Origin of the sequence: Anaerococcus sp. Marseille-Q5996 (assembly GCF_946893725.1) — a bacterium.
Lineage (GTDB): Bacteria > Bacillota > Clostridia > Tissierellales > Peptoniphilaceae > Anaerococcus > Anaerococcus martiniensis.
The window spans coordinates 1-13,483 of sequence record NZ_CAMPPE010000003.1 but is presented as its reverse complement, the minus strand read 5'-3'; the positions used below and the strand labels follow the sequence as shown (position 1 = coordinate 13,483).

Here is a 13,483-nt window from a genome sequence, read left to right as displayed (position 1 = left end):
ATGTTAAATCCGTGTTAATTTTTAAATAAAATAGCCCCCGAACTAACGGGGCTATTATTATTTATTTTTATTTAAGGTTCTTTAAAGCTCTGTTAATAATCTCATCTGATTTTTCTACATTTGCTTTTAATTCCTTTGAGATACCTTTTGATAAATTTGGAAAATCATTTAGTAATTTTTTACCAGCATTTGCACTTATTGTGTTTAAGAATATTGATTTTGCCAGTTCTTGATCACTTGGACTTTCTAATTTTTTATCATATTTATATTGCATCATCTTTATTATAGCTGAATCTCTACTACCAGTTTTTTTCTCTTCTTCTGTTAAGAAAACTGAATAAGCATATTCCATAATCCCATTTGCTTTACCCATGTAATCACCTAATTTATCTCTTATACTCTCAACAGTTTTTGGAGCTTTTTCTAGTAAAATTGATGCAGCCTGTGATTGTACTAAACTATCATACATTTTGATAGCTAGTTCTTTCTTTTTATCTGTCTGCTCTTTTTCTAGTTTTTCAACCTTATAAATTTTTCCAAATTGTGCTGGGTTTGAGCTTAAAACTTTTCCATCCCAATAAATTTTATATCTATCTTTTTCGTTAACATTTTCATCACCTAGTTGTTCGAAAGTGATAGAGTATTCGCTTGATTTATCAGAATTACTATAAAGGATAGCACTTGGTTTATTGCCATCTTTGTTTACTTCTTTAACTGTAAATTCATCAATTGTTGCATCTTCTGGAACTTCATCAGTTGGGTCATTATCAGGTTTTTTACTTTCTAGTTCTTCAACCCTATAAATTTCACCAAATTTTGCTGGGAATGATTGGAAAGCTATTCCATTCCAGTAGATTTTGTACCTATCATTTACTTTTACATCATCATCTCGTAATTGATCAGTATCAATTACATATTCAATTCTAGGATTATTTTCATCTATTAATACAGCTGTAGGTGTATTTGCCTCATTATTTACTTCTTTTACAACAAATGTTCCTACTGTTGCATCTTCTGGAACCTTGTCTACTTCTCTATTTTCTGGTTTTTTATACTTTTCGTATAAGCTTAGGTCTTCTTTGCTAATATCTAATTCATTTAGGTCTTCAGGATTTTTATTAGATTTTAATAAAATTCTATCTTTTTCATTGACCTCTTCATCAAAATATGATTTAGGTAGGGTTAATTTCACGTTATCCTTTAGATTTTTGCTAAATGAATTACCATCAACTTGGCCGACATATACTAATTTAACGTTTTCATTTTCATCAATACTTAAAATTTGGAAGATGTATTCTTTCAACTCCATTTTATTTTCTGATGAAATTGGAACTATATTGTCAGTATTCTCAGCTTTTACAACTGTAGTTGGTACCAATAATAGTGAAGTAATTATTGCTACTTTTAGTGACTTTTTCATATCTTCCTCCTTGATATATTATAAGTATAAGTTTTCTTTTATACTTATGTAAAAAATACCCCGTAAAATATGATTCAATCACTTGTTAAATTATAATTTATATTCTATATTTAATCTTTAATTTTGTGATTTTTTTATTAATTTTTTATAATAAAAAACCTCTAATTTTTCTACAATTAGAGGCTTTACTATGCTACTATTCTTCAATTTAGTTTATTTCATCAATTGCTTCAGTATCTTCTATTTCTTCCGATTCCTTATCATCACTTTCAATTTCAGTTTCAGACTCTATTTCGTCTATACTTTCATTTTCAATATCTATGTTTTCTTCTACTTCTGGAGCAGTTTCTTCAGTTGGGATTTCTTCATCTTTTGTTTCTATTTCTTCTGCTTTTGAAAGTGCATTATTCATTGCGGCTACAATTGCTTGATCAGCTGCCTCTACTTGATGTAAAGTAGATTTGCTATTATTAAAAACCCTACTTGCTAGAGTAATTTCTCTGTTTAGTTCTCTGATTACAGATGAGTCAACTTTCCCTTTTAGGCTAAAGTCACGTAGGTTTTTGGCTGCCTGTATATCTTTTTCAAGTCCTCTTTTTTGAATTTTGTTTGCAGCTCTTTCACCTTCTGGAATGGCGTAAATAGCTTGTTCTATTTTTTCATTTAATTTTTGAGTCATAGCGTTAACTTCAGCTACAGTTGATGAGGTATTTCTTTTTACTTCTTGAGCTTGTCTGATTAAAATATCCACTTCCGCTAGGATTGCTGGATCAAGTTTATTTTTTAGTTCTTTGTTTCTTATTCCTTTAGCATTTGCAATGGCTTTATCAAGTTTTTGTAAAGTATAGTGGGTTCTTTTTGAATCCTCGGTTAGTTTTGGCACTTGGCGAGCTTTTTCTAGGGATGCTGTCAAGTTTTCTGATGCTTTTGTTAGACCTTCTGCGTTTTCAAATAAATCTGTTGCTTTAAGTATGGCACGTGTAACTGAAAATCCAACTATTATGTGAGCTTGTTGTTCACTATCAGCCAGCTCTGTTGCATCAGCTGTAATGGTTTCTGCTACATTTATTAGCAAGTCAATTCTTGGTATAATTTTATTTCTTAATTCAGATGCACTATTTATTCCACTTTTTACAATTTTTGTCATCAAATCAGCAGCGTGATTTAATTCTTTTAGCCAGCTTACTTGTTTGCCTCCTAGGCCACCACTTATATTTTCAAGGCTAGTAGTTAATTCTTTTAAGTAATTAATTTTTTCAACAGCTTCTTGTGATTCATTTGAATTACTTGCAGCATAGGCAACACTTGCAATTGGTGTATTTGATTTTGTAGCAATATTTGTTGCTGGTAAAATTGTATTTGTTAATAATGTGATTGATAATGCGCCAACTAATACTTTATTTTTTTTCATAATATCTCCTTACACTATGTGTTTAATCTCCAAATAGAAGCTATTTACTAAGGAGGTAAACGAAATAATATTTATCTCTATACTTCTATCTATAAATCATTTTTCTATGTGCCTTAATTTTCAATGCTAATTTTTATGCTAGGTAAAATATATCGATGATGTGTTCATCAAGATCATCGATTGCTACTTGATTGCTTTTATTTAGGTTAAGGTTAAATGCTAGCATTAATAAAAATGCGACTACTATAGCTTTTTTAATTTTTTTCATATTACTACCTCCTTGTTGCTTACATGGTAGCATATAGAAAAAATGATTTAAATACACATTTTTGTGGATTCTTATGTTTTATATTAGTTGTTTTTTATTAGTAAGCTGTCAATTTGATTTGACAAGCTAGATTTTATAATATCTGATGCAAATATGTTCGTTAATACTTTACAATAATCAAAACTTTCTTTTGCCATATCATATTCGTGTAAGGATAGGTGGTTAATCCCCTTTGCATAATAAAGCATATTTAAATATGAATTTTCTTTTACATATCTTGCCTCCGCAATGGCTTGATTGCAAATTTGAAGAGACTGATTATATTTTTTAATTCTTGTGTAAAAAACTGCTAAATTGTAGCAAAAAACAAAATAATTTTCAATGTTTGAATTTATATAGCTACTCATCTCGGTCATAATGTCTTTGTAAAGCTCAAAATTTCCTTTTTTATATTCATTTAAGGCAAGGGCTAATAAAATCCTAAGAGAAAACTCATCGTATTTGTAGTTCTTAAATCTATTTATTTTAAATTTAGTATTCAAATCTGAAAGTGCATTTTCTAGTTGATCAGAAGGATTAGATCCCTCTTTATTATTTTTTATAGCCAACAATCCATTAAAATAATGTTTTGTAGCATATAATTCTTTTTCATGGGCTAAATTTTTAGAAAAATCCAAGTCATCTAGGCTTCTAATTAAAATTTTTGCCTTGTCAATTGAGGCATTATTTAATAAGTCACCAATTTCTTTTCTTAATGATAATAAATTATTATATTCAAATTCTCTATCATTTATTAAATCTTTGATATCAATACCAATATAATTACAAATAGGTACTAGAGTAGAGATTCTAGGGTCATTTTCTCCCTTTTCTATTCTCCTAATAGTCTCTTCAGAAACATACATATTCTCAGCTATTTCCTTGCGAGTAATACCCTTTGCTTCTCTAATTTTTCTGATATCAGAGCCAATAAAACTATAATCATTGTCTATTATCATAAATAAATCTTTCCAAAAATTAAACTTTTAGCTTAGTTTCCCCATTATATACTTCATCAATTATTGCTGATCCTATGCAAATTTCATCCATATAAAATACTGCAGCTTGGCCAGGAGTTACTGCCTTGGTATCATCATATGTCACTTCTACATGATTGTCATCTAAAACTTTTACATGGGCATTTATATCTTTTTGGCGGTATCTAAATTTGGCTGTACAGTCAAATTCTCTTGGGATTTTTTTATCTGTGAAGGTAGAAAATTCGCTAGCATATAGCTTATTTGAAAATAGAAGTGGATTGTCTGCTCCCTGGCAAACTATAAGCTCATTTTTTTCTAAATCTTTGCCGCATACAAACCAAGCTGCTCCATCGCCACCTATTCCCAGACCACGTCTTTGGCCGATGGTATGATACATTAGTCCATCGTGTTTTCCTAAAACATTTCCTTCTGTATCAACAATATCTCCCGGTTGGGCTGGCATATAGTTGCTTAAAAATTCATTAAAATCGCGTTCTCCAATAAAGCAAATTCCTGTGGAATCTTTTTTATTTGCTGTTGCAAGATTATATTTTTTTGCTATCTCTCTTACTTCAGATTTTTGTAATTCTCCTACTGGGAATAATACATCTTTAATTTGATCTTGGGATAATTGACTTAAAAAATATGTTTGGTCTTTGTTGTTATCAAGTCCACGTAGCATCACTGTTTCATCCCCAGATCTATCTACTCTGGCATAGTGTCCTGTTGCTACATAATCAGCCCCTAGGTTTTTAGCATAATCTAAAAATGCCTTAAATTTTATTTCCTTGTTGCACATTATGTCAGGATTTGGAGTTCTACCTTTTTTGTATTCATCTAAAAAGTAGGTAAATACTCTATCATAATATTCTTTTTCAAAATTTATCGAATAATAAGGAATTCCGATTTGATTTGCAATGGCTACTGCATCTTCGAAGTCTTCTTCTGCAGTGCACACACCATTTTCATCTGTGTCATCCCAGTTTTTCATAAATATTCCGACTACATCATAGCCTTCTTCTTTTAAAAGCAGGGCTGCAACTGAGGAATCTACCCCGCCGCTGATACCTACTACTACTTTTGTATCTTTTTTATCTTTCATTAGCACCCTCCCTATATATCAGAAAAATACTATACTATTTTAGAAGCTGATTACAAAGCCATTTTTATAGTAAACTTGCCAGTTATGAAGCTCACAAATTTTTTTAACATTAGATAAACCCATACCTCGAAGTTTTTCTCCTTGGCGGCTAGAATCTTCGGTAAAAAGTGGGTCAAAAATATTTTCTATATTTTTAGGGTCTATGCCCCTACCATTATCCTTTATGATAAGTTTATCGTCTATAAAATCAATTGAAATTATAACATTTTCTTTATTATGGTCTATGGAGTTTTGTAATAAATTTTGAAGTACCCTTTGAAATAATTTTTCATCAACGAGGGCAAAATATTTTTCATTCTCATCAAAAAGTATTTCTACACTTGCATTATTATCTAAAAAATATGAGTAATTATCTCCGACATATCGTCTTACAAGTTCCAAAATATCTTTGTTTTCTTTGCTAATAGAAAAATTATCTAAGCTTGAAAATTCTAAAAGTTCATCTACCCTTTGATTTAAAATCTCAGCATTTCTTCCTATTGCTTTTAGATATTCTTCTCTTTTTTCATTATCAATTACATTTTCATCAACTGCCCTACTATAAGATAATATAACTGACAAAGGCGTCTTTACATCATGGGCTATGCCCTTAAATAAAAGATCCTTATCTTTTTCTTGTTTTTTATATATCTCTCTCAATTCATTACTTATCTTATTTGATAGCCAACGAACTATAAAATATATTATAAATATATAAATTCCAATTATTAAAAGCAACAAAACAATTAAACTGGTCTTAAGTGTGCTTTGGCCCTCGTTTAAATTAATATTTATAGATGTAGAAACTTTATCGCTAGGATAATTTAAAAAAAACTTATTTCCATCGTAGGTGTTAAAGACAAAAGTGCTTTGATTTTTCCCATCTATTGTTGCAAAATCTAAGAGCTGAGAATTAGAATATTCTTTATTATATTTTTTATTGTAAGATCTTATTACCTTGTTCCCATCCACTACAAAACCAGATCCACCAAGTTCTTCTATCTTTTGCCAGTTTAATAAGCTTTCGTCAATATTATCGGATACGGGCATGTATTCACCGAATAAATTTTCAAAACGGCCTCCATCTAAAATCTTTAATAGACTTGCAAAAAATATAATTGTAGACAGTAAAAAAACTATTATAAAAATGATAGTATTTTTAAAAATATTCTTTTTTGTATTCATTATTCTTTCCTAAGCATATATCCTAATCCCCTTATGGTAATTATTTTTGCTGGGCTTTTGGGATTATCTTCTATTTTTTCTCTAAGATTTGATATATGAACCATAATTGTATTGTCATCTTCAAAATAATACTCCTGCCATAAATTTTCGTAAATTTCTTGTTTGGTAAATACCTTGCCAGGGGTTGTCATAAACATAGTAAGTAATTCATATTCTTTAGATCGTAAAGTCAAAAGATTATCATCTTTGTAAACAAGTCTATTTTCCTTATCCCAACTTAGATTTCCTATTTTTACTATATTATTATTTAATTTTCGATTATTTCTTCTTAAAAGTGCAATAACCCTTGCCACCAGTTCTCCTGGGTCAAAGGGTTTTGATAAATAATCATCCGCTCCAAGGTATAGACCTTCTATCTTATCTTTTACACTAGATTTTGCTGATAGAAATATTATAGGAAAATCTCTGTCATTACCAATTGCTTTTAAAACTTCTATCCCGTCTACTTCTGGCATCATTATGTCTAGGATCATCAAAGAAATTTTATTATTTTTTAAAAAATTCAAGGCATCTTTTCCATTTTTTGCTTCAAACACTTCAAAGTTGCTATTTTTAAGATAGAGCCTAACTATATCACGTATTTCATCATTGTCATCGACTACTAAAATTTTTTCATTCACAAAATATTTCCTTTTTTAAACATCTTATCAAAATTATTATCCCTAGAAAAATCTATATTTTCTTTCCATTGTGGATAATATTTATCAAGTATCTTCGCCTTTAATGACCCTTCTGAATAAAGAGAGGTATCAATACTATAGAAAATCCTATCTTCATAATTGATATATAGGTCATTTAAAAGGTCTACCATATATTTTTCCTCTACAAATCTGGCACTACCTTCTATAAATTCTTTATAAGTTACTAGTTTATTAAAATAATCAAATTCATCAGGAAAATTGGATTTCACATAAGAAAATCGTTTACTCCTAGATTCTTTATACTTGCTAGCATCATTATTTTCATATAAATATAGTAAAGATTCATATTCATCTTCCCAGAGTTTTTTATATGTATCATCTTGATTTAATTTTTTACAAGCTTCTACAAATTTTTCATAATCTGGGTCTTCTATATCAATTGTATCACTAATATCTGCCACTTCACTTAGCCCATGTTCCATTTGAAAGCAGTGGAATGATTCATGGATTATTACTGACTTATATTTTGCTTCTATATTTGCACCTGATGAACCAGCTTGGTCGGCTATGTCTCTAAATTTTTCAAATGGAACTGCTTTTATTAAAGGAATATTACCATCTTTTAAAGCTTCAATACTTACTACTGGTTGATCAGGATTTTTAAAAGTAATATTTCCCTTATCATATCTATACTCTTTACAAGAATTATACCTAATATCTTTCATATAGTCTTTATTCTCAAATCCTGGCCATAGTTTTTCCGTATCATAATTATTTACATCTTCTAGTAAATCTAAGGTAGTATTATCAATAGTAGTGATACGATTTTGGTAATTAAATATAATTAATATTAGCCCAATAATAAAATAAATAATCTTATTTTTCATCTCCCACCTTCCATTTCTTTACTAAATAATATAAGCCAATCAAAATCCAAACATAGAGCAAACATTGACCAACTAATGCAAAATTATTAAAATCTCCTAAAAATAAATCGCGAGCAATCTTACTCAAGTCATTAATTGGTGGGAAAATATATAGAACTTTGACCAAGATTTCAGCAAAAAGTCCGCCTTGCATTTCCAAAACAAAGGTTAGTATGCCTCTTAACGCCCCAACAATTACAAAAAATATTCCAAATAAGGATGCTGCCGCAGAATTAAATATTAGGTTTAATATTCCCATTATCAAATTTACAACAAATATTGTTAAAAGGTAAATTATAATGGCTAGTAAAAATCCTATTAGACTTATCTTAGGTCTTTCTATTAAGATATTTATAAGCAATCCAAGTAAAAGCAGGATACCCATCATCATACTAATAATTACATTAGCCTTAAATATATGATTTATTTGTTTATTTAAGTTTAACCCATGTACTTTTAATATATCTGGCAAGTCAGTTTTTAGATAGTTTTTAAAACTACCAGTCGTTAGCGTTACACAAGCAAGAGAAGATATTAGACTAATTATCGTCCATTGGACACCGTAATTTCCAAAATCTCCGCTGGTATTTACTCCTGGGGCAGTAACTTTCATTCCTCTAGCTAAAAATGTAATTATTAACCCTATTATGGCAAAAATAATGAATGAAGATTTACTTAAATTTTCCTTTATATGTAACTTAGTGAGGTTCATAGCCAATCTCCTTTGCAAAGTCTAAAAATATCTGAGCTAGTGATTTTTCCTTAAAATCCTCTTTAGAAAATTTTTTAAAATTACTAGGACCCATAATGATTACTCCCCTATCTGCAATCTTTCCAACATCATATAGCAAATGAGAGTTTAATAATATTGCCTTGTCCGAGGTTTTTAAGCCCTTTATCAAATCTTGCATAGCCATCTGCCCAAAAAAATCTAAACCACTTGATGGTTCATCCAAAAGAATTATATCAGGATTTCCAATTAGAGATTGGGCTACTGCTAACCTTTGAAGCATCCCTTTTGAATAGTTTAAAATTTTAGTTCTATTATCTGGATCAAGTCCAACTTTTTTCATTAATTGACCAATATTATCATCTGATCCATGATGATATTTTATAAGCTCTAAAAATTCTTTACCTGTTAATATTTCTGAAAAATTTGGAGATTCTGGGCTATAAGAAATTTTATTTTGGCCCTTATCAATTTCTCCCTCATAATCTTTATCTAGCCCTAGCATCATGCGAATAAGGGTAGTTTTTCCAATACCATTTGGACCTATTAGGGCAAAGATTTCTCCTTGTTTTAATTCTAAATTTAAATTTTCATAGATAATTTTTTTATCAAATTTTTTATTTAAGTTTTTTATCGTTAGCATTTCCCTTCCTCCTTATGGATATTATAAAATACTAACATTTGATTAAACTTAAACTAAGCTTAAATCTTCCTTAAATATTGGCACAAAAAAATCAGCCATATTGGCTGATTCTATAATTTTGATAAAACTTCTATAACTTTATCTATTTCTTCTTTTGTATTTTGATAACCAAAGGAAAATCTTACCGAATGTTCTGCTCGATTTTCATCATACATATTTGAAATTACATGGCTTGGCAAAAAGCTACCCGCCCTACAAGCAGATCCAGCAGATACACAAATGCCATTCATATCTAAATATGTAAGCAAGAAATCTGACTTTTGGTCAGGAAAATAAATATTTAAAATATGGGCAGAAGATTTTTCTACATCCCCATTAATTTCAAAATTTATATTTGTATTTTCCAATCTTTCTATAAAATAGGATTTAACTTCCTTTATATGATCACGTTCTTCTAGCATCTTTGGAAAAGAAGCTGCCATTGAGTAAGCCCCAGCCACAAAGGATGTGCCTGCTCTACGATTTTTCTCTTGTTCTCCACCCTTCATAAAAGAGTCAATATTTTCTCTTAAGAAAAGTGCCCCAAAACCATTAAGTCCACCAATTTTATGGCCTGATATTGCTAGTGAGTCACAGTTTAATTCATCTACATCTATATCCAAGTGACCATAAGCTTGGACTGCATCTATATGAAACCAAATATCCCTATCTGCTAAGTAGTCTCCAATCTCTTTAACCGGCTGGATTGCTCCAGTTTCGTTATTTACATACATAATTGCAACTAGTTTTGTATGATCATTTACTTTGCTTTTAAGATCATCAACAGAAATTTGTCCATTTTTATCAACATCAAGCAAAATAGCATTATCTTTGTTAATACTATTTAAAATTGAATCATGTTCTATGGCACTTGTAATAATCTCCTTGTTTCGAAAGGCATTGATTACAGTATTATTTGCTTCTGTAGCCCCCGATGAAAATATCACATTTTTAGGATTGGCTCCTATTGAATCAGCAATTTTTTTACGTGAATCTTCCAAAATTTTCTTTGCATTTCGGCCCATAGCGTGGGTGCTTTCTGGATTACCATCAAATTCTTTTGTATGTTCTAGTATGTATTTTATTACTTCTTCTCTTTTGATTGCAGTTGCTGCATTATCTAAATAAATCATTATATCACCTTTTTTAAATATACTTCAAAAGCTTGAGCTTTAAAGCTTTGGACAATAAAAAACCTTAAGGAAATAAATCCTTAAGGTCCTAGTATTATTCACCAAATTCTTCGCTTAGTACATTAAATAATACTTCTGCTTCTTCATTTGTAAGGGTTACGCCCTTTCTCATTCTTGTATGATCTTCATTCCAATCACGAATATCAAATTTTGGATCACGTTCATTCCAGCTTACAAGATTTAATTCCTTTGTCCAACCCTTGCCATTATCAGAAAGTACACCAAGAGTCTCAACAATATCATATTTAATTTCAGCCATTTATATTCTCCTTTTTATGCATTTGCCAATCTTTGGTTGACAGCTTTTTGAATTATATCATAATTATACCCAGCATAGACAAGTCTTCTTTGCCTTTCAGCTCCAACTCCCCATTTGCCAGCAATTATTTCATCAACCAAGACATTCATTGGTTTTCTAGAAACACCAGTTTTCATATAAGGATAATCTTTATAATGCACACTCATATCAACATTTCCATTATATCCATTTACCCTAGCTTGGTGGGTAAATTGCCAAGATGAAAAGTCTGATTTATTGTAAGAAGTAAAATCTTTAGAATTATAATCAGCTATCCAAAATTCATATTTATTTTTAACATCACGGGTCAAATAATTATTGGCAAACCAAGGATATGAATATATACCACTGACATATCCTCTATCTTGCATAAAGGTAACAAAAGCTTCTGCAGCTGCAGAAATATCACCCTTACTTGCCTTTGCTTGTCTATTATCATCTTCTATATCAATGTAAACCGGCAATAGAACATTTTTATTTTTTATATAATCGTAAACAAAATTAGCTTCTCTTACAGCTTCACTTGCATTTATAGCACGTGAATAATGATAAAAACCAATTGGTACATTACGTTTATTTAGTTCATTATAGTGCTTATTTACATGGTAATCGTGGCGGATATTTAGGGTTTTAGCATCGGTAATTGAAGTTCTCAGGATTGCCCCATCAATATCATCCGCAAATTTATCATAATTTATATTTTTAGGATTCTGATGTTCAGATATATCTACCACTTTTTTATAAACAGGAGTTTTAGAATATAAAGGTGATGGATTTGTATCCTCTAAATGGGTTTCCGTAGTCACAGTTTTTTCAATGTCTCCATTATCATCTTCAGTCAATTCTTCAGTAATTATTACTTTTTCAACCTCATAATTAGGAGCAATAGCATTGTTGGGATTTGCTAAATACTCATTTTTACGATCTTCAACAGCTTTCTTATCATACTCCATATTATTATCAACAAAAACTTGATCTAAGTCAGAATCATCATATTTTATTATCTCTGCAGCAAAAGCAGTGCTTGGACTTAAAATAATAAGAGCAAGTCCCACACCCAAAATTTTATATTTAAAACTAACCATAAAAATTCCTTTCATTAATAGCTTTATTATAGGATAAATAATTAGATTTTTCAAATGATATTAGATAAAGGTAAATTTGTGAAATTTGATTTAAAATAAAAAAACTAGTCATCTGACCAGCTCTCAAGTTATTTTGCGATTTCTTACTCTACCGAGCTTAAATATGCCTTGACAGGTATATTTTTGTTTTTACTAAAAAAAGACTCAGTCAATTGACTAAGTCTCTCGCTACGCTCGTCCATTCCATGGAGCCCCAAATATGTCGGGGGACTTTCCTCCATTAGCCGGACGGGCTTGTCTTATTTAGCAACTTCCTACTCTACCGGGAGGTCACCCTCCGAGTACCATCAGCGTAATGAGGCTTAACTTCTGTGTTCGGTATAGGCAAATATGCCTTGATTTGGCATATTTGCCCCGGAAAGTAGCGCGGGAGCGCGGATAAGCCTTCGTAGAAGGCGACTTTTCGTGACAGGTGTATATTTGTACTAAAAAAGACTTAGTCAAAAGACTAAGTCCAATTATTCAGCAGCTTCCTACTCTACCGGGAGGTCACCCTCCGAGTACCATCAGCGTAATGAGGCTTAACTTCTGTGTTCGGTATAGGCAAATATGCCTTGATTTGGCATATTTGCCCCGGAAAGTAGCGCGGGAGCGCGGATAAGCCTTCGTAGAAGGCGACTTTTCGTGACAGGTGTATATTTGTACTAAAAAAGACTTAGTCAAAAGACTAAGTCCAATTATTCAGCAGCTTCCTACTCTACCGGGAGGTCACCCTCCGAGTACCATCGGCGTTAGTAAGCTTAACTTCTGTGTTCGGTATAGGCAAATATGCCTTGATTTGGCATATTTGCCCCGGAAAGTAGCGCGGGAGCGCGGATAAGCCTTCGTAGAAGGCGACTTTTCGTGACAGGTGTATTTGTTTTTACTAAAAAAGACTTAGTCAAAAGACTAAGTCTCTCGCTTCGCTCGACCATTCCATGGAGGGTCCTCCATTAGCCGGACGGGCTTGTCTTATTCAGCAGCTTCCTACTCTACCGGGAGGTCACCCTCCGAGTACCATCGGCGTTGCTAGGCTTAACTTCTGTGTTCGGTATGGGAACAGGTGTATCCCTAGCGCCATCGCCACTGTATTCTTGACCTAACCTCAATGGTTAAGTTTTTGTTTGAACCTTTATCTTGTCTTTAAAACACGCCGTAAATTGTACTCAAGCTGCTTAACGCACCTTGAAGAATTCTGGCGGCTGACCTACCATCCATTTTACTTAGTAAAATAGTGTTAGGGACAAGCAATAGCAATCAATATTTCCAGTCAAGATTTAAAGTTTAGTATCCATTAGCTTAATGCATTACTGCACTTACACCTTGGACCTATCTAACGTATTTTCTTTACGTACTTTTAGAAATCTTATCTTGAGGGTTGCTTC

Annotated in this window: 13 protein-coding genes and 2 rRNA genes; all 15 read right to left on the bottom strand. The window is 31.4% G+C overall.

The genetic code is table 11. The annotated features are described in order from the left end of the window. Positions 1-67: 67 nt before the first annotated feature. Positions 68-1,420, bottom strand: coding sequence for a hypothetical protein (locus OC526_RS04460; RefSeq protein WP_262122390.1), 1,353 nt, complete (start codon positions 1,418-1,420; stop codon positions 68-70). A gap of 208 nt (positions 1,421-1,628) precedes the next feature. Beyond that, positions 1,629-2,831: a CAMP factor family pore-forming toxin gene (locus OC526_RS04455; RefSeq protein WP_262122389.1), complete on the bottom strand. Its 1,203-nt coding sequence runs from the start codon at positions 2,829-2,831 to the stop codon at positions 1,629-1,631. A 133-nt stretch (positions 2,832-2,964) separates the two neighbouring features. Next, on the bottom strand, positions 2,965-3,099 hold the full coding sequence (locus OC526_RS04450) for a hypothetical protein (protein WP_262122388.1): 135 nt from the start codon (positions 3,097-3,099) through the stop codon (positions 2,965-2,967). Between the two features lie 83 nt (positions 3,100-3,182). Further along, a complete protein-coding gene (locus tag OC526_RS04445) occupies positions 3,183-4,097 on the bottom strand; it encodes a helix-turn-helix domain-containing protein (RefSeq protein ID WP_262122387.1) in 915 nt (304 codons plus the stop codon). 19 nt (positions 4,098-4,116) lie between these two features. Continuing rightward, on the bottom strand, positions 4,117-5,220 hold the full coding sequence (gene mnmA, locus OC526_RS04440) for a tRNA 2-thiouridine(34) synthase MnmA (RefSeq protein WP_262122386.1): 1,104 nt from the start codon (positions 5,218-5,220) through the stop codon (positions 4,117-4,119). Positions 5,221-5,259: 39 nt separating this feature from the next. Beyond that, positions 5,260-6,444 (bottom strand): sensor histidine kinase, encoded by a 1,185-nt coding sequence (locus tag OC526_RS04435; RefSeq protein ID WP_262122385.1) that lies wholly within the window; start codon positions 6,442-6,444, stop codon positions 5,260-5,262. Further along, positions 6,444-7,124, bottom strand: a complete 681-nt coding sequence (locus tag OC526_RS04430; RefSeq protein WP_262122384.1) for a response regulator transcription factor — start codon at positions 7,122-7,124, stop codon at positions 6,444-6,446. Before OC526_RS04430 ends, OC526_RS04435 begins: the two co-directional genes overlap by 1 nt. Beyond that, positions 7,121-8,032 carry a hypothetical protein gene (locus tag OC526_RS04425; RefSeq protein WP_262122383.1) on the bottom strand — a complete coding sequence of 304 codons (912 nt, stop codon included), beginning with the start codon at positions 8,030-8,032 and terminating at the stop codon, positions 7,121-7,123. Before OC526_RS04425 ends, OC526_RS04430 begins: the two co-directional genes overlap by 4 nt. Further along, positions 8,022-8,783, bottom strand: a complete 762-nt coding sequence (locus OC526_RS04420) for a hypothetical protein (RefSeq protein ID WP_262122382.1) — start codon at positions 8,781-8,783, stop codon at positions 8,022-8,024. The genes OC526_RS04425 and OC526_RS04420 overlap by 11 nt, the downstream gene beginning before the upstream one ends. After that, a complete protein-coding gene (locus OC526_RS04415; protein ID WP_262122381.1) occupies positions 8,770-9,444 on the bottom strand; it encodes an ABC transporter ATP-binding protein in 675 nt (224 codons plus the stop codon). Before OC526_RS04415 ends, OC526_RS04420 begins: the two co-directional genes overlap by 14 nt. A 110-nt stretch (positions 9,445-9,554) precedes the next feature. Beyond that, the gene (locus tag OC526_RS04410) at positions 9,555-10,616 is read right to left on the bottom strand and encodes a cysteine desulfurase family protein (protein WP_262122380.1); all 1,062 of its coding nucleotides are present in this window, start codon (positions 10,614-10,616) and stop codon (positions 9,555-9,557) included. Between the two features lie 94 nt (positions 10,617-10,710). Further along, positions 10,711-10,935, bottom strand: coding sequence for a YdbC family protein (locus tag OC526_RS04405; RefSeq protein WP_262122379.1), 225 nt, complete (start codon positions 10,933-10,935; stop codon positions 10,711-10,713). A gap of 14 nt (positions 10,936-10,949) precedes the next feature. After that, positions 10,950-12,059, bottom strand: coding sequence for a GH25 family lysozyme (locus tag OC526_RS04400; protein ID WP_262122378.1), 1,110 nt, complete (start codon positions 12,057-12,059; stop codon positions 10,950-10,952). A 1,013-nt stretch (positions 12,060-13,072) separates the two neighbouring features. Next, positions 13,073-13,189, bottom strand: a 5S ribosomal RNA gene (gene rrf / locus OC526_RS04395). Positions 13,190-13,364: 175 nt separating this feature from the next. Then, positions 13,365-13,483: ribosomal RNA gene (locus tag OC526_RS04390) — 23S ribosomal RNA — on the bottom strand; the annotation flags it as partial.